We start from the raw sequence: 20,679 nt of genomic DNA, 5'->3' as shown, positions 1-20,679 counted from the left end.
ACATAAAAGGAAGGATAGGTAAAATTTTGCCTATTCTTTTTTTATGTGTTAATATGTATTAGGAATAATTTATGGTTTTGGAGGAATAAAAATGTTACAAGCTACTAAAGATATGCTGTTTAAAGAATATAAAATTAGTGATAGGGTTATAAGTCTATATGAAAAATCTTTAATAGATATAGAAGAACAGTTTAAAATATATGATGAAATAAGAGAATTTAATCAATTAAAGGTTCTTAAAGCCTTTCAAAATGAACATATAAGTGATAGCCATTTTACTAATTCTTCTGGTTATGGATATGGAGATATAGGAAGGGATTCTTTAGATAAAGTGTATGCAAGAATACTAGGATGTGAAGCTGCTATTGTAAGACCTCATTTTGTTAATGGAACACATGCTATTGGTGCAGCCTTGTTTGGAAACTTAAGACCTAATGATACTATGGTATGTATATCTGGTGCTCCTTATGATACTTTACATAATATTATAGGAATAAGCGGGGAAGAGAACATAGGTTCTTTAAGGGAATATGGAGTAAATTATAAGCAAGTAGATTTAAAGAATGGAAAATTTAATTTTGAAGAGATAAAAAAAGTTTTAGAAGAAGATAAAACCATAAAACTTATACATATTCAACGTTCTACAGGGTATGGATGGAGAAATTCCTTTATTATAGAAGAGATAAAGGAAGCTATAACTTTTGTAAAAACTATTAGAGAAGATGTAATAGTTTTTGTAGATAATTGCTATGGTGAATTTATAGAAGATAAAGAACCTACTGAAGTAGGAGCAGACCTTATAGCAGGATCTTTAATTAAGAATATAGGTGGAGGAATAGCTCCTACTGGTGGATATATAGCAGGAAAGAAAGCTTATGTAGATCAAGCTGCTTATAGATTAACTGTGCCTGGTATAGGAGGGGAGTGTGGTTCTACTTTTGGTGTTATGAGATCTTTATATCAAGGGTTATTTTTAGCACCACATATAGCAATGGAAGCTGTAAAGGTTGCTGTATTCTGTTCTAGAATAATGGAACTTGCTGGTTTTGAGGTATTACCTAAGTATAATGATAAAAGAAGTGATATAATACAAGCTATTAAATTTAATGATAAGGATAAACTAATAAATTTCTGTAAGGGTATACAAATGGGATCTCCTATAGACTCATTTGTTCAATGTGAGCCTTGGGATATGCCAGGATATACAGATCAAGTTATAATGGCGGCAGGAGCTTTTATTCAAGGATCATCCATAGAACTTTCTGCTGATGCTCCTATAAGAGAACCTTATATAGGATATCTTCAAGGGGGATTAACCTTTGATCATGGAAAAATAGGAATTTTAATATCTCTTTCAAAAATATTAGGGTAGGAGAGTTACATATTAAAAGTGAGGTTTACTTAAACCTCACTTTTAATATCTTCTATATATTCCTACTAATTTTCCAAGAATTGAGCAATCTTTTACTATAATATCTTCCATAGTTTTATTTTCAGGATGTAATCTTATATGATCCTTTTCTTTAAAAAATCTTTTTATTGTTGCTTCATTTCCTATTAGAGCAACAACAATATCTCCGTTTATAGCTGAAGGTATTTTTTCTATTATGGCTAAATCACCATTATGTATACCAGCTTCTATCATACTATCTCCAATTACATTAAGTATAAAAAGCTCTTTGTCGTGTTTAATAAAACTAGATGGAAGTGAAAAAGTATCTTCTATATTTTCTTCAGCCAAAATAGGGATACCTGCAGTTACCTTTCCTATTACCGGAATATCTATTATTTCTTTATTTATAGAGGATAATCCAACAATCTCTAGAGCCCTTGGTTTTGTAGGGTCTCTTTTTATAAGACCTTTTTTTTCAAGGCGTTTTAAATGACCGTGAACTGTAGAGGTTGATTTTAAGGACACAGCCTCACAAATCTCTCTAACTGATGGTGGATATCCTTTTTCTTCAGTATATTTTTTTAAAAACTCATATATTTCTAATTGTTTTTTATTCTTAGCCTCTATCATCGATTACACCTCTCAATCTTTAAAAACATTATATCATAATAATTTTATCATATCAAACTTATGTTCTGTTTATTTGATATGATAACACTTATTTGGTATAATTATAAAGCTAATTATATAATAATTTTAGTAGGAGTGATTATTAATGAAGGATACTAATAAAGATCTTAATGATTTTAAAGAAGAAGATTTAAAAGATTATTTAGAGGAAGATATTGATTTAAGATCTATAAATATTCAAGCTATAGCTAAAAATGAAGATGAAAGTTTAGTTTATGAGGAAGATTTACTCTATGAATCAAATGAAGAAGTAGGAGAGTATATCTACAATGAAGAAGAGGAAGATAAGCTGGAAGCTTTAGAATACATAGAAGATATTGATGGATTATCATCCTTGTTAGAAGAAGGAGATAATTTTAGTGATAACTTTGAAGAAGCTTTTCCAGGACTTATAGTAATAAAGAAAAAAAACTAAGTTTAACTTAGTTTTTTTCTTTATTCATCACTTAATGGGTTGGCTTTTACAGCTTCTCTTAAGATTTCATTATCTACATGGGTATAAATTTGGGTAGTAGATATATTTTCATGACCTAAAATCTGTTGAAGGCTTCTAATATCTACATTTCCATGCTTATACATTAAGGTGGCAGCTGTGTGTCTTAGTTTATGTGGAGTACATTTATCCTTATTTATGCCTGAGTTTTTAACGTGGCTTTTAACCAACAATTCTATGGCTCTAACGGAAATACGTCTATTTTTATTACTTAAAAATAGAGCTTTTTTCTCATCTTCTTGAACTTTTTCTGTATCCCTTAAAGGAATATAATCATCTATAGATTTAATACAAGCTTTATTTAGGTAAACAGTCCTTTCTTTATTTCCTTTTCCTATGATACTTAAGGTATCCCCCTTTATTTTATCTATATCTATACCACGAAGTTCTGAAACTCTAAGACCACAATTTAAAAATAGAGTTAATATGCAAAAATCTCTTTTATAATTCTTATTTGTTTCATCTAATGAGGTCAAAAGTATTTTACTTTCATCTAAAGTTAGATATATTGGATGTCTTTTATTAATTTTAGGAGACTCTAAGTCTAATGTAGGATTTTCATCTATAATTTTAGCTTTTCCACTTAAATATTTAAAGAAAGACTTTAAAGTGGCTACTTTTCTAGCTCTAGCATAGGTACCGTTATTTCTATATTTCTCTGTAAAAGATATAAAAGCATATAAATCAGAAAGTTTAATTGATCTTATTAGATTCTCATCAACATCATCTATAGGAATTTCCTCAAAAGATATTTCTTTATTTGTTAAACCTTTATAGTATTTTATAAACCTAAAAAACATTATTAAATCTATTTTATATCCCTCAACAGTATTTTCTGATTTTCCTTTGATCACTGTTAGATAATTTAAAAATTCATTTAAATATTGAGGTAAATTTTTATTGTTTATAATTTCTATATCATATTTCATAAAATCCTCCTAAGTAAAATGTAGCTTTGTTTAATAAAATAGAGCATAATCCTAGTAAAATAAAGACTTTATCATTAAAAATATATTAGTTTATATATTATAATTCTATAACTTTATCTCTTTTCCTCTTTTTTTATAGAAATAACTTCGCTAAATGTATATTTAGCGAAGTTATTTAGTATTTCAAAACTCATTTTCGCAAAAACAACCAATTCCATTGATTTTCCTAGGTTTTTGATTTTGTAATACATAAGAATACATATATTATTGATGTATTACATGTATTTATGGTATAATACAGTATAAATTTTTTTATGTTTTTAGAAAGGATATAATTATGAGTGATATAAAAACAACAACTATGAGGCTTTCAGAAGATACAATAAAGTCTTTTAGGAAAATAGCAGAAAATGAAGGGTTTACCCAAGAGCAATGCCTATCATATTTAGTAAATGTTTTTGAAATGCAGAATGCTAAAGAAGTTATGGGAGATAGAAAAAAAGAAATAGAAACCTTTGAGGATTATGTAAATAAACTCATAAGTCTATTTATGAATTCCCTAGATATAAGCATTAATGCTGAGGAAAAAATAAAGGATAAATATATAAAAGAATCAAAAGATAAAGATTCAGTAATTTTAAGGCTTACAGAAGAAATTATGGCTTTAAAGGAAGATTCGAAGAAAAAGGATAAGGAAATTAAGGCTATTAATACTGATAAAGAAAAAACCTTAAAGGATTTTGAAACAAAAGAAGAATTACTTAAGCAAAATAAGGCCTATATAGAAAAACTTGAGGAAGAAAAAGAGACCTTAAATAAAGCTATAAAAGAAAATGTATCTCATAAGGAAGAAAAGGAAGCTCTAGAAGAAGAAATTAAGACTTTATTAGAGAAAATAACTGATCTTAATTTATTTATAAGAAAAAAAGAGCTAAAGATAGAGAGTTTAGAAAGCCAATTAGAATTACATAAAGAAAACTATAATGAATTAAAAGAGGAACTAAAAAATGAAAGAATAGCATTTGAAAATAAAATCAAAGAAAATTCTTTAGAATACTCTACTAAACTTCAAGAAGAAAGAAAAAGAATTGAAACAGAAAGTGAGAATAACTTTAATAAAAGATTAAGTTTAGAGATTGAGAGAGTTAATATAGAAAAGGAAAAATATATCCTTGCCCTAGAAAAACAGGCTAAAGAAGAAAATGATAAAAAAAATAATAAGAAAAACCAATAGAGATTTTTCTCTATTGGTTTTTCTTAGAGGATAGATAAGTTTGTGTAAAAACAAAACTATCTACTGTCCCTTCTTATTTAAAATTCCATTCTTTATAAAAATCCTCTAGAAACTCCTCCATTATTTTATGCTTTTTAGCAGCTACAGCTTTTGCAGTATCAGTATTCATAAGATCTTTTAGCTTCAATAATTTTTCATAAAAATGATTTATAGTAGTTCCATTATTCTTCTTATACTCCTCTACACTTTTAAAATTCTCAGCACTTATATTAGGATTATAAATTTCACGTCCCCTACTCCCTCCATAAGCAAAGGTTCTAGCTATGCCTATAGCCCCTATAGCATCTAACCTATCGGCATCTTGTATTACCATTCCTTCTATGGTAGTTTGAGAAGAGTTTGTTACCCCTCCCCTATAAGACATGGTATTTATTATATTTAATACTCTATCTATTATTTCATTATCCACTCCATATTCTTGGAGTAAAAGCCTTATATCCACATCAGACTCTCCTTCTTTCTTAACCTTCCAATCATTAATATCATGAAGAAGAGCTCCTAAAGAAACTACAAATATATCAGCACCTTCTATTTCTCCTAAATATTTTGATGTATTATATACTCTTTCTATATGAAACCAATCATGCCCGCTAAAATCTTTTTCTAACCTTCTTTTAACAAATTCTTTAGTTTTATTTATAACTATATCTTTATCCATAAATTCCTCCTAAAATTAAAAAAGGTATTATTTATAATTATAAATAATACCTTTTCCTTTTGCTATATATTATTTTTCTTCTTTTAATAAATCTCTTATTTCCATAAGTAGTTTAGTTTCATCACTAATTTTAACTTCTTCAACTACTTCCTGAACTTCTTCTTTTTTCTTGAAGTTACCTAATAATTTTATAAATAAGAATATAGAGAAAGCTATAATTATAAAATCCACTATATTTTGAATAAAGCTTCCATAATTAAGAGTTAGAGCTGGAATTCCGTCCTTTTCTGCTCTTAAAGGTATACTTAGATATGTAAAATTTAATCCTCCTAGTAGCAAACCTACTAAAGGCATTATAACATCGTTAACTAAAGAAGTTACTATCTTACCAAAAGCTCCTCCTACTACTACCCCTATGGCTAAGTCCATAACATTGCCCTTCATGGCAAATTCTTTAAACTCTTTTAACATATTAGTCCTCCTTAAAAATTATTGCAATGTTTATTATACAATAAAAACAATCAATAGTGTATAGTTATTCATAATAATTATTAATTACTTAAAATTGAATTTTATTATTTATAATTACGAATATATCTTTTGTATTATTTATGAATTTATTTATAAGAAGTTCTAAAATAAAAAGAAAAACACCTAAGTATAAACTTAAGTGTTTTGGAGGCGCCACCCAGATTTGAACTGGGGATAAGGGTGTTGCAGACCCGTGCCTTACCACTTGGCTATAGCGCCATAAGTATAATTAAATTTATATACTACTCCACTACTTAGTAGTCTTGAATAAAATAAATGGCGACCCAGAAGGGACTCGAACCCTCGACCTCCGGCGTGACAGGCCGGCACTCTAACCAACTGAGCCACTGGGCCAAATAACTTACAAAATTAATTATATTATACTACAATTATATTGTCAATAAATTTAAGTTAAAATATGGAAATTAATTAACCATATTTTATATAATATCTAAAACATCTATAGTTTATATATTATAATATAACACTAAAAAGGATACAATAAATCACTCTATTTAAGTATTAAAATAGATAATATAAATAAATTAAACCTTATATAGGGATTTAAGAATAATTTTTAACTTATTTATTTAACTTTTATTGATTTATCTTTTATTGATTTATCTTGAGTCATCAGGTGTATAAATTAACTTTTGAACATCTAGCAAAAAAATATAAAGCAAGGATATTTTTAACGTATAAGTTAAGTGTTTATGTAAAAATATTGCAACTATGGTGACTTTAACTTTTTAATTAGTTACATTTATTAAATATATTAAGAATTATTTTTTAAAACTAGAAAATTCAGTTCTATAATAGATAGCTTCATAAAATAACTCTAATGTTATACCCTTACTTAAAAGTATTCATATATAGAATTAGAGTTATTTTAAAAGCTTTATATCAATTAGATTAATTAATACAAAATCCATCTTGAGTAAAAACTTAAATTATTTTTAGTTACTTTATTTTTTAGAGACTCTTTCTAAAAGTTTACCTATTTCTTCTTGATTAAATTCATAGGACTTATTGCAAAAATGGCACTTTAACTCCTCGGTTTTACCATCTTCATAAATCTGTTTTAGATCCTTTTCTCCAATACTAATAAGAGCTCTTTCTACTCTTTCTCTTGAGCAATCACATGTAAATGAAGGTTCCATTTCCTCCATTATTTTTGGTTCCATTCCATCAAAGACTTCCTTAATAATTTCCTCTATGGTCATTCCTTTTGCTAGCATATCAGTTACTGATGGTAGATCTTCTAATCTATAAGTGATAAGATCAGCAAGTAGTGGATCTGCACCAGGCATCATTTGAATAATAAATCCACCTGAAGCTTTTATAGATAAATCTTTATCTACTAATACTCCTAAAGCTACAGCAGATGGAGTTTGTTCAGAAACTGTAAAATAATAAGCTAAATCTTCTGCAATTTCTCCAGTATATATTGGTACTTGTCCTATATATGGATCTTTAAGCCCCATGTCTCTTATTACATATAGGTTTCCATTTTTTCCAACTGCTCCTCCTACATCAAGCTTTCCTTTACTATTAAGAGGAAGATCTACTGATGGATTTCCTATATAGCCCTTTACTTTTCCATTGGCATAAGCTGTTGCAACTAATGCTTTTGAAGGTCCTCCTCCATTTATTTGTAAGGTTAAGCTATCTTTATCACTCTTTAACATAGTACCCATTAAGCTAGCTCCTGTTAATAGTCTTCCAAGAGCGGCAGAGGCTGTGGCACTACAATTATGTACCTTAGTTCCTTCATTAACAAGATTTGTTGTTGAAGCTGCTATAAATCTTACTTCTCCTGATTTTGCTGTTCCTCTAATTAGTTTATCTGTCATAAAAATACCTCCCAATTTTAGCCTTTTGAAACTACGTAAGTAATTCTCTCAGTAGTATCACTTATTGTTTCTAATCCATAATTATCTAACTTTTTTAATATTTTAAATCCCTTATCTTCAAGTAAAGTATCTATATATTCAGTAGTGTAAGCTCTTTCTAGGTGTTGCTCTTCGAATCTCTTATATAAAAACCCTTCTCTTAAGAAAAACGTAAGATTCATCTCTAGAATGTGATCTTCAAAAATATTTTCCCAGGTATAAAAAACATCTTCACTATTATAGGTAAATATATTATTTCCTAGAACCTCACTAAGCTTATAATAAGAATTAATATCAAATATAAATAATCCATTATCTTTTAAATGTTTGTGGACAGAAGAAAAATAATCCTCTAAATCATTATCTTCTGTAATATAATTAGTAGAATCTAAAGAGCAAGTTATTAAATCAAAGGATTTATTAAGATTAAGTTCACACATGTTTTGGCAAAGTATAGTGCTATTAATCTTTTCCTTTCTAATTTTTTCAGTAGCCTCCATAAGCATCTCTTCAGATAAATCTACTAAATAAGTATTTTTAAAATCTTTGCATAGAAGTCTAGAAAGGTTTCCAGTACCACAGGCTAAATCAAGATAATTTTCATTACCTATCTTATATTCTCTGCAAAGATTCATTATACAATTATAAAATTCATTATAGTTAATATCTTCGTATATAAGTTCATCATATATAGAGGATAACTCTCCATAGCTTTCCATATCTCTCCCCCTTAATAGTGGAAATTTTAAGGTTTAACTCTATATTATAGTATAAACTTTTGGGAGTATAGTCAACTATGTCTTTTTATTCTTTTTAAAATTTCATCATTACTTGGAAGATGCATAGTTTTTTTACGTTTAGTCATAAGGCCTCCTATTCTACCTGTTTCCTCAGCTGTAAGGCCTCCCCACCCCATATCATCTACCTTATCTTTTAGTCCAAGCTCCTCTGCAATTTCATATTTTAATTTTTCTCTTAACATTTCTTCACTACTTAATTCTTTATTAGCTTTAATTTTAGCTTTTATAACTTTCTTTAGTGGTGTTTTTCCCATTATGTTCTCCCCTTTTCTAAAAATTTTCCTTTCCTTAAGTAGTATTGCCTAAAAAATTAAATTTAATAATCCTATGTATTTTTTAACCCTTTGAATATATAATGTAAGTAGATACAAAATTTTTATATGGAGGTATTTATATGACATTATTTAAAGGATCGGGTGTTGCAATAATAACTCCTTTTAACAAAGATGGTGTTGACTTTAATAAATTAGGAGAATTAGTTGATTGGCATATAAAAGAAAATACTGATGCCATAGTTGTATGTGGAACTACTGGTGAGGCTTCTACTATGACTGAACAAGAAAGAAAAGACACAATTAAATATGTAGTAGATAGGGTAAATAAAAGAATCCCTGTAATTGCTGGAACTGGAAGTAATAACACTAAAGCTTCTATTGAAATGAGTAAATGGGCTGAAACTATTGGAATAGATGGATTACTTGTAATTACTCCTTATTACAATAAAACTACTCAAAAAGGTCTTATAGAGCATTTTAAAGCTATAGATACAGAGGTTAATACCCCTATAATAGTTTACAATGTTCCTGGAAGAACTGGTATGAATATAACTCCAAACACATTATTAAGTCTTACTAACTTAAAAAATATAGTAGCAATTAAGGAAGCTTCAGGAGATATGTCTCAAGTAGCAAAGATGAAATCTTTATGCGGGGATAAAATAGACATTTATTCTGGAAATGATGACCAAATAATACCTGTTTTAGCTTTGGGTGGAGTTGGAGTAATATCAGTGCTGGCTAATATAAAACCAAAAGAAACCCATGATATGTGTAAATTATATATGGATGGAAAGGTAAAAGAAGCATTAGATATTCAATTAGATTTACTATCCTTATGTGATGCTTTATTTGTAGAAACCAATCCTATTCCAGTAAAAACAGCATTAAATTTAATGGGTAAAAACGTAGGAGCATTAAGACTTCCTTTATGTGAAATGGTGGAAGGAAACTTAAAATTCTTAAAAGACGAATTAAAGAAAAATAACTTATTATAGAAATTAGGAATGGAGGACAATATGATTAATATACTATTGAATGGTTGTAATGGAAAGATGGGTCAAGTAGTAACTCAATGTACTAAGATATATGAAAACTTAAATATTGTCTGTGGTGTTGATAGAAGTGGAGAGGTACTAAATAACTATCCTGTATATAAATCTATTAATGATGTTAAAGAAAAAGTAGATGTTATAATAGATTTTTCAAGACCTGAGGCTTTAAAAGATTTAATGGAGTATTCAATAGAAAATAAGGTACCAGTAGTATTATGTAGTACTGGGTTTACTCCTCAGCAATTAGAATATATTAATGAAGCTTCAAAGAATACTTCAATCTTTAGATCTGCTAATATGAGTATAGGAATCAATGTTTTAAATGCAGTCTTAAAAAGAGTTTCTCCATTTTTATATGAAAACTTTGATATAGAAATAATTGAAAAGCATCATAATCAAAAGGTGGATTCTCCAAGTGGAACTGCTCTTTTATTAGCTGATACAATTAAAGATTCTCTAATGGATGAAACTCAATATGTATTTGGAAGAGAAGGTATTAAAAAGAGAGAAGGAAATGAAATAGGAGTCCATGCAATTAGAGGCGGAAATATAGTTGGAGACCATGAGGTAATATTTGCTGGAGCTGGTGAAGTTCTAGAGTTTACTCATAAGGCTATATCAAGGGATGTTTTTGCCCATGGAGCACTAAAGGCATCAGAATTTATGATAGGCAAAGGCACTGGATTATATAACATGGATAATATGATTAACCTAGATAATATATAAGATAGAAAAAGCAGTAGAAATAATTCTACTGCTTTTTCTATCTTATGGTCTCCCCTCAGTGTAAGCCCATCTCCATTCATAGGTTGGTCCAAATAGTGGGTATTGCATGTTCTTAACATAACTTTGTATAAATCTTCTATTATCTCCATACATTATTGGAGCTATAGCTACTTCCTCTTTAACTAATATACTTTCTAATTTTTTATAATGCTCAAATCTTTTACCTTCATCTAGTTCACCATTTAATTTAGCTAATATATCATCATATTCTTTATTTGAGAAACCATTAAAATTAGTACCACCAGTGCTTTCCCATATTTCAAGGAAGGTTAAAGGATCATTAAAATCTCCTACCCATCCTAACCATATCATATCATATTTAAGTTCCTTTCTAGCGTTACGATATAGCTTTGAATCACCAAAAATCTCTATATCAAAGGTTATACCAAGATTCTTTTCAAATTGGTTCTTAAGCCATTCTTGAATTTGGCTATCATAGGTTGATTTAGCAGAAGTTATATACTTAATCTTTATATCTTTTAGGTTATTAGTATCCTTACCTAATTCCTTTAATCCTTCTTTAAATAACTCTTGTAACTTGTCCTTATTACCTTTATATTTATCATAGTCTTCCTTTAGTGGTTCAGGGACTTCTTTTCTAAATTCCTTTCCATTAGAAGTTATTGCCTTAGGAATTACTCCATAGGATGGGGTATGTCTTGCATACAATACCTTTAAAAATTCCTCCCTATCAAAGGCTAGTGATAAGGCCTTACGTATTTTTTGATTTTTCATAACCCCACTAGGACCTCCAGTCTTCATATTAAAACCAAAATAATCTGATGCTGGAGCATCTTCTTTCTGGAATTTCCACTTTCCTTCCTCTGCAGCTTTTGTCCATTTTTCTACATACTCTTGTTGTGAACCAGTTACATCTAGCTGCTGGGTTTCAAAAAGCTGGGCTTGGGTTGAGAACTCTTGCATAGCATTCATATATACTGTATTTATGAACACGTTTTCTTTATCCCAATAATTTGGATTTTTTTCATAGGTAATACTATTCTTGTTTGTCCATTCTTTTATTGTATAAGGACCACAATATACTTGCTTACTTATATCAGTACTCCAGTTGTCTCCACCCTTTTCTATAATATCTAATCTTATAGGATAAAAAGCTGCCATTATAAGTTTCTTTTGGAAGTGAGGTGTTGGATTAGCAAGGGTTATTTCTAAGGTCTTATCATCCTTTGCCTTAACTGCAACATCTTCAGCCTTAGCCTTACCTAAGTTATATTCCTTAGCATTTTTTATGTCATAGGCAAAATAGGCATATGGGAAAGCCTTATCTTTATCTAATAATCTAATAATTGAATCCACAAAATGTTGAGCTGTAACTTCCTTTCCATCGGACCATTTCATATCCCTTAGTTTAAATGTCCATACTAGTCCATCATCAGATACTGTATGTTCCTTAGCAGCAGCATAAACTATTTTTTCTTGTCCATCTTCAGTCCTCTGAGATCTAAATAATCCTTCTTGTACAGCAGCTAAAGCTGTAAATGTATCCATATCAGCAGCTTCGTTAGGATCTAGGGTTTGAGGTTCTATTAGAATTAATTTTAGGAATTGATTTTCATCCTTATTTGCAGTAGGTTCCTTTTTATCATCTTTATCACTACCACAGCCCACCAAAGTTCCTGCTACAGAAAAACAAGTTGTGGCAATTAATAAAGAGCTTAACCATTTTTTTGTTTTCATGAGCTATATCCCCTTCCATTAATATATGCATTTAGATAACCTTTTCTATAAAAATATTTTTCTTATGTTATTTTTAGGAAATATTCTTTGGAAACTAACTGTATATCATATGAAAGTTAACACATCATGGTTAAATAAAGTAAATTTTAAGATTAGTAAAGTAAGTAGTGACAAGTTATTACAAATAAAGCATAGAAAGGCTTTCTTAAGAGTTTTAGTGTATTTATAATGGGATATATAAGTTATGAATAAGCTTATTAATATTTAACATAAATCATATAATCATTAATTTTATGGTATTTATGTTAAATATATCATATTTGAAAGATGACTTCAATATAATTTCATTTTTAATATGTTAATTATATATTAACGACTATTTAAGAATATATAATTAAATATCCATCCATTTTTATATATTTTCTAAAGGGTTATTTAATTATTTCATGGAACATCAATAAAAAATTCTTATATAATAAGATAGAAAAAGCAGTAGAAATAATTTCTACTGCTTTTTCTATCTTATGGTCTACCTTCAGTGTAAGCCCATCTCCACTCATAGGTTGGTCCAAATAGTGGATATTGCATGTTTTTAACATAATTTTGTATAAACCTTCTATTGTCCCCATAAAATATTGGGGATATTCCAACTTCTTCTTTAACTAATATATTCTCTAGTTTTTTATAATGCTCAAATCTTTTACTCTCATCTATTTCACCATTTAATTTAGTTAATATATCATCATATTCTTTATTAGAGAAGCCAGTAAAATTAGTACCACTAGTACTTTCCCATATTTCAAGGAAGGTTAAAGGATCATTAAAATCTCCTACCCATCCTAACCATAACATATCAAACTTTAATTCTTTTTTAGCTTGACTATATAATTTTGAATCACCTAAAATTTCTATATCAAAGGTTATACCAAGATTCTTTTCAAATTGTCCTTTAAACCATTCCTGCATTTGGGTAGCAAAGGCGTTTTTACCAGAAGTTATATATTTAACTTTTATATCTTTTAAATTATTAGTATCCTTACCTAATTCCTTTAACCCTTCTTTAAATAGCTCTTGTAACTTGTCCTTATTCCCCTTATATTTATCATAGTCTTCCTTTAATGGCTGTGGGACTTCCTTTCTAAACTCTTTTCCGTTAGAAGTTATTGCATTAGGAATTAATCCAGTGGATGGAGTATATCTAGCATATAATACATTTAAGAACTCCTCCCTATCAAAGGCTAGTGATAAGGCTTTACGTATTTTCTGATTCTTCATAATACCGCTTGGTCCACCATTCTTCATATTAAAACCAAAATAGTCTGATTGTGGGGCATCTTCTTTAAGGAATTTCCATTTACCTTCATCAGCAGATTTTGTCCATTTTTCTACATATTCTTGTCTTGAACCAGTTACATCTAGCTGCTGGGTTTCAAAAAGCTGTGCTTGGGTTGAGAATTCCGGCATAGCATTCATATATACCGTATTTATGAATACGTTTTCCTTGTCCCAATAGTTTGGATTTTTTTCAAAGGTTATACTATTCTCTTTTGTCCATTCTTTTATTGTATAAGGACCACAATAAACCTGTTTACTTATATCTGAATTCCAGTTATCTCCACCCTTTTCTATAACATCTAATCTTATAGGGTAAAAAGCTGACATTATAAGTTTCTTTTGGAAATGAGGAGTTGGGTTAGCAAGAGTTATTTCTAAGGTCTTATCATCCTTAGCCTTAACTGCCACATCCTCAGCCTTAGCTTTACCTAAATTATATTCCTTAGCATTTCTTATATCATATGCAAAATAAGCATATGGGAAAGCCTTATCTTTATTTAATAATCTAATAAATGAGTCTACAAAGTGTTGAGCTGTAACTTCCTTTCCATCAGACCACTTCATATCCCTTAGTTTAAATGTCCATACTAATCCATCATCAGATACTTTATGTTCCTTAGCTGCAGCATAAACTATTTTTTCTTGTCCATCTTCTGTCCTCTGAGCTCTAAATAGCCCTTCTTGAACAGCACCTAAAGCTGTAAATGTATCCATATCAGCAGCTTCATTAGGATCTAGGGTTTGAGGTTCTATTAGAATTAATTTTAGGAACTGATTTTCGTCCTTATTTGCAGTAGGTTCCTTTTTATCATCTTTATCACTACCACAGCCAACTAAAGCTCCTGCTGTGGAAAAACAAGTTGTGGCAATTAATAAAGAGCTTAACCATTTTTTTGTTTTCATGAGATATATCCCCTTCCATCAATATATGCATTTAGATAACCTTTTCTATAAAAATACTTTTTCTTATGTTCTTCATTTTTAGGAATATTCTTTAGAAACTAACTGTATATCATATGAAAGTTAAAATCTCATGCTTAAATGAAGTGAAACACTATTAGCCAAGTAATTAGGTATAGGCATTGTAATTAAAGCATGGGAAGGTTTTCTTAAGATTTTTGGGGTATTTATACTTGGATATATAAGTTATGAATAAGCTTATTAATATTTAACATAAATCACATAATTATTAACTTTCTGTGATTTATGTTAAATATATCATATTTGAAAGATGACTTCAATATAATTTCATTTTTAATATGTTAATTATATATTAACGACTATTTAAGAATATATAATTAAACATATAACCATTTTTCTATATTTTCTAAAGATTCATTTAATTGTTTCATGGAACAGCAATAAGAAATTCTTATATGATTTTCCCCTCTACTACCAAATGCACTTCCTGGAACACATGCCACCTTAGCAGAATTTAACATATTGTTACAAAAAATTTCGCTATTCTGTTGAAATGTAGATATATCGGGAAAAATATAGAATGCTCCCTTAGGCTTATCACTTTTAAAACCTAACTTTATTAAATAATTGTAAACATAATCTCTTCTAAGGATAAATTCCTTCTTCATTGACTCTGCATCTTCCATGGCATTTTTAAGTCCTTCATAAGCTCCATATTGAGCAATAGAGGGGGCACAAGACACATTATATTGATGTACCTTCATAATTTCCTTTAATATATGATCTTTAGCACATATATATCCAATCCTAAGTCCAGTTAAAGAAAACATTTTAGAAAATCCGCTTACATATATGCATCTATTAATTAAATCCTCATATTGGCATAGAGAATAATATTCTTCTTCATAAGAAAGAGAAGCATATATTTCATCACTAATTATATATAAGGATTCATCTTTTAATAAAGAATAGAGTTTCTCCTTTAATGCTTTTTCCATAACTGCCCCTGTGGGATTACTTGGATAGGATAGCACCATTGCTTTTGGTTTAAATTCTTTAATTTTATTTTTAAGATCATCTAAATCTATTGAAAACTTATCATCTAAGTTATATTCTATAACTGTTGCCCCTATTAATGCTCCTATTGCCTTATAGGCTGGATATGCAGGGTTTGGAACAAGTATTACATCCTTTGGGTTTAATATGGCTTGGAAGGTAGCATAAAGCCCCTCACTCCCTCCTACAGTTACACATACTTCATCAGGGGAGAAGTTTATACTCATAGATTCTAAGTATTTACTTATCTCTTTTCTTAATTCAGGTATTCCGGCATTAGGGGTATAAACAGTTTTATTTTCTTCTAAGGCTTTTATCATAGCATTCTTAACAACTAAAGGAGCCTTAAAATCTGGTTGTCCTAAAGTTAAAGATATTGCATCTGGAACCTGTATTACCTTATTATAAAACTTTCTTATTCCCGATATCTCTATATTTTTTACATTAGTATTCATTCTTATTTCCTCCTAATAATAATTAAATCCTTAGCTAAGAATATTTTATGTAATAATTTATATTCCTTAAGTACTCTTATAGATGTACCTATTATTATTTAAGATTACTATATTAATTATTTCTATGATATATACTATATTTTATTAGAATTAATATTTTTAATAATTAAGTTATTCTATTAAAAGTATTAGTTTAAGAAACTAGTTTTTAATTTTTAGATTTTAAATACTAGTTATATTTATTTTAAATTTAAACCAATATTTATTATACTAAATAAGTGGGACTTATTTAGTAAATTATATTCTTATCTTCATAAATAATCAATTATTTATGAAAAACCCTTTTAATAAAGTCTTATATCTATTATAATAATTTTTAGCATATAAGATAATTCTTATTTAGAAAGGATGATTATAAATGAATTATAATTTTACAGATCCTTATGAAATAGCTCGTTTCATAAAGGAAGTTAAAAAATCTACTCCTTTAAAGGTTTATGTTAACGGAAATTTAAAGGATTGTGATATGAAAAACATAGAGTGTTTTGGAGAAAATAATTTTTACATATTATTTGGAGAGCATGAAGAAATATCTACTTTTTTAAATGATAACAAGGATAATATAAAAAATTATAGAATAGAAAATGATAGAAGAAATTCTGCTATACCTATGCTTGATTTAACTGGTATAGATGCAAGAATAGAGCCAGGTGCCATTATAAGAGACAGAGTTAAGATAGAGAAAAATGCTGTAATTATGATGGGTGCTGTAATTAACATAGGAGCTGAAATAGGTGAAGGTACTATGGTAGATATGAATGCTGTAGTTGGTGCACGTGGTAAGCTTGGAAAAAGAGTTCACCTTGGAGCTGGTGCTGTAGTTGCTGGAGTTTTAGAGCCACCTAGCAAAACTCCTTGTGAAATAGAAGATGATGTAATGATAGGTGCTAATGCTGTAATCCTTGAAGGAGTAAAGATTGGTAGAAAATCAGTAGTAGCTGCTGGTTCTGTTGTTACTGAAGATGTACCAGAAGGTGTTGTAGTAGCTGGAGTTCCTGCTAAAATCATAAAGAATGTTGATGATAGAACTAAGGATAAAACTCAGCTTATGAATGATTTAAGAAAATAATATAGAAAAAGCTAATCCAGTGGATTAGCTTTTCTTATTTTTATACTGCTCCTTCAACGTGAGCTTCCTCATTCTCCTCAGCAGCATTTTCTTTACTTGCTCTTTCCATTTTAGATATGGATACTTCATAAGCAATTTTAACTATACTTTCATCATCACTAACCTTTTTCTGATATTCTCTACTTTGGAGTCTTCCCCAAACTCTTATATTCTCTCCTACAGATAATGTTTGACAGAATCTAGAGTTTCTACCCCAAGCTATAGTTGGTATATAATCAGATTTATTATATGCTCTATTTACAGCCAATAATACATCAGCTATTTCACGACCAAATGGTGTTGTTCTATAAACAGGTTCTTTACATATATATCCGTCTAAGAATATTTCATTTGGATTCTTACTTCTTTCTATACATGGTTCTATGTTTCTAGCAAACACAGTAAGTATTAATCTATTTGATCCATCTACAAATTTATTATATGATCTTAACTGACCATCTACAATAATATCGGATCCTATACTTAAGTCTAAATTAGTTATTAATCTTTCTGAAACAGTTATATTTAGCATATCTTTTGTGTCACTTAGCCTTATTACCTCAAGTTGAAAGTTATAAAAGCCTTCTCCATACATCTCGTGGCTAAAAGAAAGTTTTGAAGCCACTGTCCCCTCTAAGTAAATTTTGTTGTTTAAAAATAAATTGTTATCCATCTTAACCCCTCTCTCCCTTGGTTTATAATTTTCTCTTACATCACTAAGATATTAATAAAAATAAATAAATATTACTTAAATTTTGTGTATTTTATCTTTCTAATGTACACTCTTCCATTATAATACATTTATATTAACAATTTCAAGATTAATTATGTATTTGTTTTCCATTCATATCTATAATATAATTATCCTTGTAAATAAGGTCCATTACCTTTACACATTTATAATCTTTTTCCTTTAAATAGAGAAGAAGTTTTCTTATATTACTGGGAGTATATTTAGCATTTGTATGAAATAATATTATATCTCCTTGATTTAAATTTTTTATAACCCTATTATATTCCAAAGCTTCTCCTTGCTCTTTCCAGTCAATACTATCAATGCTCCAATGAATAGGATATAGACCTGTGGAATTTGCTGATTCTAAACTTTTATTATCATAAGCACCACTTGGAAACCTAAAACTGTGACTTCCCTCACCTGTGACTTCCTTAAGTTTTTCTTCAGTAACATATATCTCTTTTAAAATTTTCTCTTTAGAGATTTTTGTAAAATCTGCATGAGTATTGGAATGGTTTCCAATTTCATGTCCTCTTTTCTTAACTTCTTTTAATATATTCATATTGTCTTCAGAATAATTTATCCAAGATCCTATAACAAAGAAAGTTGCTTTAGCATTAAATTCATCTAATATATTTAGAATTTCTAAGGTATAATCTTCTCCCCAATTCATATCAAAGGTTATGGCTACTTCCCTTTTTTCAGTTTCTACACTATAAATAGGATTGTTTTTAGTAGCAGCTCCTACATTTAGCATAATAATCTGAAAAATAAAACTATTTATTATAACCAATAATATCAAAAAAATTATTATTTTTCTAGTAGGTATTTTCATTTTCATAAATTTCCTCCCTATTTTTGTGATAATCTACATATATAATATGTACTTTTTTTGATATATAATTCTTTTTAAAAGCTATTATCTTATATTTTGTGAATAAATATTATATAATATTTATGGATGAAAATTAATTCTAAAATAAAAATCCCCTAATATTATTTTTAGAGGATTTAACCATAAATAAAATTTTGTGATATAATCAAATATATTACATTGATTTTATCTTGGAGGGTGGGATATTAATGCATGAAAATACAACGGAATTAGCAGAGAATAAGCTATTGCTCCTTTATATAATTAAGAATATAAAAATACCAATATCCAATAGCCAACTTACAGATATTATTCTTGAGAATAGTTTTATAAATTATTTTTTACTTCAACAATATATATCTGAGTTAGTTGATTCTAAATTCTTGAGATATGAAGAACGTAATGAAAAAAAATTAATATTTCTAACAGAAAAAGGAGATAAAGTTCTTTCTTTTTTTAAAGATAGAATATCTCCTAACAAAATTTTATCTATTGAAAAATACATAAGCTCAAAATTAGAAGAGATAAAAAAAGAACTTACTATAACTGCCGACTATACAATAGATAAAGATAATTCCTATATTGTAAAATTAAAAGCTATGGAAAATGAGTCATTACTTATGGATATAAAGGTTAATGTAGCTACTAACAAACAAGCTATAGCCTTATGCAATAATTGGAGAGATAACTCTTCAGATATTTATAATAAGATCATAACTCTTTTAATTCCTAGCTAATTAAAAGGTCATTCCATTGGGATCTTTTCCAATAGGGATGACTTTTTTATTATTTGTAAATATATCTACTATTATGAGACTATCATTAAAATTATCCCCCACATAAAGAAATCTTCCTTTTTTAAGTATCCCTCTTGGCATTCCTCCAATATAAATTTTTTTAAATTCTTCAAAGTTATTTAAATCTATAAAACTTATGCTTCCTTCTCCAAAATTACTAACAAATATCATATCCAGGTTATTGTCATAATAAAAATCTACAGGAGATTTCCCGACAGTTATCTCTTTTATAGCCTCCCCTTTATTTATTGATCTTATCACAATCTTCCCAGTTTTATCTTCTCCTAAATTACTCTCGCAACATATAAAATAATCACTTTTATATATATAGGATTTTGTCGGATATTCTCCTACATTTATTTCTTTTACAACTTCATTCTTTTTTAAATCTAAGATAGAAACTGAATTACCCATCATATTTGTAATTAACCCAAGAGATAAGTTTTCAAATATACCTATATTGGTGGGATTTATTCCACATGATATTTGGTATATTATTTTATTTTTTATTAAGTCAAATAATATAATATTATCGTTTTCACCACAGGTTACATATGCTATATTGTCATATACCTTTACATCTGTTAGCCTAGACCCTATATAATAATCCTCCTCTACTCTTTCATTTAATGTATTTACTTTAGATAGGGTATTACTAAAACTATTGGCAACTAAAAGCTTATCGCACCATAAACAAATTCCATAAGGACCTTTTTTTACATTTCTATCTCTAATATAAATTTTATTTTCCTTTAATGTTTGGATATTTATACTAGATATATAATCTGATAATGTATTACATACATAAATACTCTTCACTCTTTACATCCCCCCTAGCTCTTT

At 28.5% G+C, this 20,679-nt stretch carries 20 protein-coding genes and 2 tRNA genes; 7 read left to right on the top strand and 15 right to left on the bottom strand.

The features are described 5' to 3' along the window. Positions 1–91 precede the first annotated feature (91 nt). Positions 92–1,372 (top strand): methionine gamma-lyase family protein, encoded by a 1,281-nt coding sequence (locus BR69_RS0104535; RefSeq protein WP_027632128.1) that lies wholly within the window; start codon positions 92–94, stop codon positions 1,370–1,372. Positions 1,373–1,414: 42 nt separating this feature from the next. On the opposite strand, the gene lexA is transcribed toward BR69_RS0104535, so the two are convergent. Beyond that, a complete protein-coding gene (gene lexA, locus BR69_RS0104530) occupies positions 1,415–2,023 on the bottom strand; it encodes a transcriptional repressor LexA (RefSeq protein ID WP_027632127.1) in 609 nt (202 codons plus the stop codon). A 145-nt stretch (positions 2,024–2,168) separates the two neighbouring features. Between lexA and BR69_RS0104525 the strand changes: the two genes are divergently transcribed. Next, positions 2,169–2,498 carry a hypothetical protein gene (locus BR69_RS0104525; protein ID WP_027632126.1) on the top strand — a complete coding sequence of 110 codons (330 nt, stop codon included), beginning with the start codon at positions 2,169–2,171 and terminating at the stop codon, positions 2,496–2,498. A 20-nt stretch (positions 2,499–2,518) separates the two neighbouring features. On the opposite strand, the gene BR69_RS0104520 is transcribed toward BR69_RS0104525, so the two are convergent. Beyond that, entirely contained in the window at positions 2,519–3,505 is a 987-nt protein-coding gene (locus tag BR69_RS0104520; RefSeq protein WP_027632125.1) for a tyrosine recombinase XerC, read from the bottom strand. A 337-nt stretch (positions 3,506–3,842) separates the two neighbouring features. On the opposite strand from BR69_RS0104520, the gene BR69_RS0104515 reads away from it, so the two are divergent. Beyond that, a complete protein-coding gene (locus BR69_RS0104515; protein ID WP_027632124.1) occupies positions 3,843–4,739 on the top strand; it encodes a hypothetical protein in 897 nt (298 codons plus the stop codon). A 73-nt stretch (positions 4,740–4,812) separates the two neighbouring features. On the opposite strand, the gene BR69_RS0104510 is transcribed toward BR69_RS0104515, so the two are convergent. From BR69_RS0104510 to BR69_RS0104480, 7 genes are all read right to left on the bottom strand, one after another. Beyond that, positions 4,813–5,457, bottom strand: a complete 645-nt coding sequence (locus BR69_RS0104510) for an HD domain-containing protein (protein ID WP_027632123.1) — start codon at positions 5,455–5,457, stop codon at positions 4,813–4,815. 69 nt (positions 5,458–5,526) lie between these two features. Next, entirely contained in the window at positions 5,527–5,928 is a 402-nt protein-coding gene (gene mscL, locus BR69_RS0104505; RefSeq protein WP_027632122.1) for a large-conductance mechanosensitive channel protein MscL, read from the bottom strand. Between the two features lie 205 nt (positions 5,929–6,133). Then, a tRNA-Cys gene (locus BR69_RS0104500) sits at positions 6,134–6,207 on the bottom strand. A 58-nt stretch (positions 6,208–6,265) separates the two neighbouring features. After that, a tRNA-Asp gene (locus BR69_RS0104495) sits at positions 6,266–6,342 on the bottom strand. Between the two features lie 611 nt (positions 6,343–6,953). Further along, positions 6,954–7,841, bottom strand: a complete 888-nt coding sequence (gene hslO / locus BR69_RS0104490; RefSeq protein WP_027632121.1) for an Hsp33 family molecular chaperone HslO — start codon at positions 7,839–7,841, stop codon at positions 6,954–6,956. Between the two features lie 17 nt (positions 7,842–7,858). After that, complete coding sequence (locus BR69_RS0104485) at positions 7,859–8,599, bottom strand: class I SAM-dependent DNA methyltransferase (RefSeq protein WP_027632120.1); 741 nt, start codon at positions 8,597–8,599, stop codon at positions 7,859–7,861. Between the two features lie 71 nt (positions 8,600–8,670). After that, the gene (locus tag BR69_RS0104480) at positions 8,671–8,934 is read right to left on the bottom strand and encodes an alpha/beta-type small acid-soluble spore protein (protein ID WP_027632119.1); all 264 of its coding nucleotides are present in this window, start codon (positions 8,932–8,934) and stop codon (positions 8,671–8,673) included. A 140-nt stretch (positions 8,935–9,074) separates the two neighbouring features. Here BR69_RS0104480 and dapA point away from each other — a divergent pair, with 140 nt between their 5' ends. Then, a complete protein-coding gene (dapA, locus tag BR69_RS0104475; protein WP_027632118.1) occupies positions 9,075–9,953 on the top strand; it encodes a 4-hydroxy-tetrahydrodipicolinate synthase in 879 nt (292 codons plus the stop codon). Positions 9,954–9,974: 21 nt separating this feature from the next. Beyond that, the gene (gene dapB / locus BR69_RS0104470) at positions 9,975–10,736 is read left to right on the top strand and encodes a 4-hydroxy-tetrahydrodipicolinate reductase (RefSeq protein WP_027632117.1); all 762 of its coding nucleotides are present in this window, start codon (positions 9,975–9,977) and stop codon (positions 10,734–10,736) included. Between the two features lie 42 nt (positions 10,737–10,778). Here dapB and BR69_RS0104465 read toward each other — a convergent pair whose 3' ends face one another. The 3 genes from BR69_RS0104465 to BR69_RS0104455 all read right to left on the bottom strand — a co-directional run bounded on the left by BR69_RS0104465 (position 10,779) and on the right by BR69_RS0104455 (position 16,261). Next, positions 10,779–12,494 (bottom strand): peptide ABC transporter substrate-binding protein, encoded by a 1,716-nt coding sequence (locus BR69_RS0104465; protein ID WP_027632116.1) that lies wholly within the window; start codon positions 12,492–12,494, stop codon positions 10,779–10,781. A gap of 522 nt (positions 12,495–13,016) precedes the next feature. Next, positions 13,017–14,732, bottom strand: coding sequence for a peptide ABC transporter substrate-binding protein (locus tag BR69_RS0104460; RefSeq protein WP_027632115.1), 1,716 nt, complete (start codon positions 14,730–14,732; stop codon positions 13,017–13,019). A gap of 395 nt (positions 14,733–15,127) precedes the next feature. After that, the gene (locus BR69_RS0104455; protein WP_027632114.1) at positions 15,128–16,261 is read right to left on the bottom strand and encodes a pyridoxal phosphate-dependent aminotransferase; all 1,134 of its coding nucleotides are present in this window, start codon (positions 16,259–16,261) and stop codon (positions 15,128–15,130) included. Between the two features lie 418 nt (positions 16,262–16,679). On the opposite strand from BR69_RS0104455, the gene dapD reads away from it, so the two are divergent. Beyond that, the gene (gene dapD / locus BR69_RS0104450) at positions 16,680–17,390 is read left to right on the top strand and encodes a 2,3,4,5-tetrahydropyridine-2,6-dicarboxylate N-acetyltransferase (RefSeq protein WP_027632113.1); all 711 of its coding nucleotides are present in this window, start codon (positions 16,680–16,682) and stop codon (positions 17,388–17,390) included. A gap of 40 nt (positions 17,391–17,430) precedes the next feature. Here dapD and BR69_RS0104445 read toward each other — a convergent pair whose 3' ends face one another. Both BR69_RS0104445 and BR69_RS0104440 read right to left on the bottom strand, forming a co-directional pair. Beyond that, the gene (locus tag BR69_RS0104445; RefSeq protein ID WP_027632112.1) at positions 17,431–18,102 is read right to left on the bottom strand and encodes a single-stranded DNA-binding protein; all 672 of its coding nucleotides are present in this window, start codon (positions 18,100–18,102) and stop codon (positions 17,431–17,433) included. A 148-nt stretch (positions 18,103–18,250) separates the two neighbouring features. Beyond that, a complete protein-coding gene (locus tag BR69_RS0104440) occupies positions 18,251–19,006 on the bottom strand; it encodes a polysaccharide deacetylase family protein (RefSeq protein WP_027632111.1) in 756 nt (251 codons plus the stop codon). 242 nt (positions 19,007–19,248) lie between these two features. Between BR69_RS0104440 and BR69_RS0104435 the strand changes: the two genes are divergently transcribed. Beyond that, positions 19,249–19,776, top strand: a complete 528-nt coding sequence (locus BR69_RS0104435; protein ID WP_027632110.1) for a DUF4364 family protein — start codon at positions 19,249–19,251, stop codon at positions 19,774–19,776. Here the strand turns inward: BR69_RS0104435 and BR69_RS0104430 are convergent, their stop codons facing one another. After that, positions 19,777–20,655: a YncE family protein gene (locus BR69_RS0104430; RefSeq protein WP_027632109.1), complete on the bottom strand. Its 879-nt coding sequence runs from the start codon at positions 20,653–20,655 to the stop codon at positions 19,777–19,779. It lies immediately after the preceding gene. Positions 20,656–20,679: the final 24 nt, after the last annotated feature.

Origin of the sequence: Clostridium hydrogeniformans DSM 21757 (assembly GCF_000686705.1) — a bacterium.
Classification (GTDB): Bacteria; Bacillota; Clostridia; order Clostridiales; family Clostridiaceae; genus Clostridium_Z; species Clostridium_Z hydrogeniformans.
The sequence above is the reverse complement of the archived record's forward strand: the minus strand, read 5'-3'. Positions and strand labels throughout refer to the sequence as shown.

Bases quoted from the DNA above. Each gene is read 5' to 3' on its own strand.
- BR69_RS0104535 (WP_027632128.1), top strand. From the start codon at position 92: ATGTTACAAGCTACTAAAGATATGCTGTTTAAAGAATATAAAATTAGT.
- lexA (WP_027632127.1), bottom strand. From the start codon at position 2,023: ATGATAGAGGCTAAGAATAAAAAACAATTAGAAATATATGAGTTTTTA.
- BR69_RS0104525 (WP_027632126.1), top strand. From the start codon at position 2,169: ATGAAGGATACTAATAAAGATCTTAATGATTTTAAAGAAGAAGATTTA.
- BR69_RS0104520 (WP_027632125.1), bottom strand. From the start codon at position 3,505: ATGAAATATGATATAGAAATTATAAACAATAAAAATTTACCTCAATAT.
- BR69_RS0104515 (WP_027632124.1), top strand. From the start codon at position 3,843: ATGAGTGATATAAAAACAACAACTATGAGGCTTTCAGAAGATACAATA.
- BR69_RS0104510 (WP_027632123.1), bottom strand. From the start codon at position 5,457: ATGGATAAAGATATAGTTATAAATAAAACTAAAGAATTTGTTAAAAGA.
- mscL (WP_027632122.1), bottom strand. From the start codon at position 5,928: ATGTTAAAAGAGTTTAAAGAATTTGCCATGAAGGGCAATGTTATGGAC.
- hslO (WP_027632121.1), bottom strand. From the start codon at position 7,841: ATGACAGATAAACTAATTAGAGGAACAGCAAAATCAGGAGAAGTAAGA.
- BR69_RS0104485 (WP_027632120.1), bottom strand. From the start codon at position 8,599: ATGGAAAGCTATGGAGAGTTATCCTCTATATATGATGAACTTATATAC.
- BR69_RS0104480 (WP_027632119.1), bottom strand. From the start codon at position 8,934: ATGGGAAAAACACCACTAAAGAAAGTTATAAAAGCTAAAATTAAAGCT.
- dapA (WP_027632118.1), top strand. From the start codon at position 9,075: ATGACATTATTTAAAGGATCGGGTGTTGCAATAATAACTCCTTTTAAC.
- dapB (WP_027632117.1), top strand. From the start codon at position 9,975: ATGATTAATATACTATTGAATGGTTGTAATGGAAAGATGGGTCAAGTA.
- BR69_RS0104465 (WP_027632116.1), bottom strand. From the start codon at position 12,494: ATGAAAACAAAAAAATGGTTAAGCTCTTTATTAATTGCCACAACTTGT.
- BR69_RS0104460 (WP_027632115.1), bottom strand. From the start codon at position 14,732: ATGAAAACAAAAAAATGGTTAAGCTCTTTATTAATTGCCACAACTTGT.
- BR69_RS0104455 (WP_027632114.1), bottom strand. From the start codon at position 16,261: ATGAATACTAATGTAAAAAATATAGAGATATCGGGAATAAGAAAGTTT.
- dapD (WP_027632113.1), top strand. From the start codon at position 16,680: ATGAATTATAATTTTACAGATCCTTATGAAATAGCTCGTTTCATAAAG.
- BR69_RS0104445 (WP_027632112.1), bottom strand. From the start codon at position 18,102: ATGGATAACAATTTATTTTTAAACAACAAAATTTACTTAGAGGGGACA.
- BR69_RS0104440 (WP_027632111.1), bottom strand. From the start codon at position 19,006: ATGAAAATGAAAATACCTACTAGAAAAATAATAATTTTTTTGATATTA.
- BR69_RS0104435 (WP_027632110.1), top strand. From the start codon at position 19,249: ATGCATGAAAATACAACGGAATTAGCAGAGAATAAGCTATTGCTCCTT.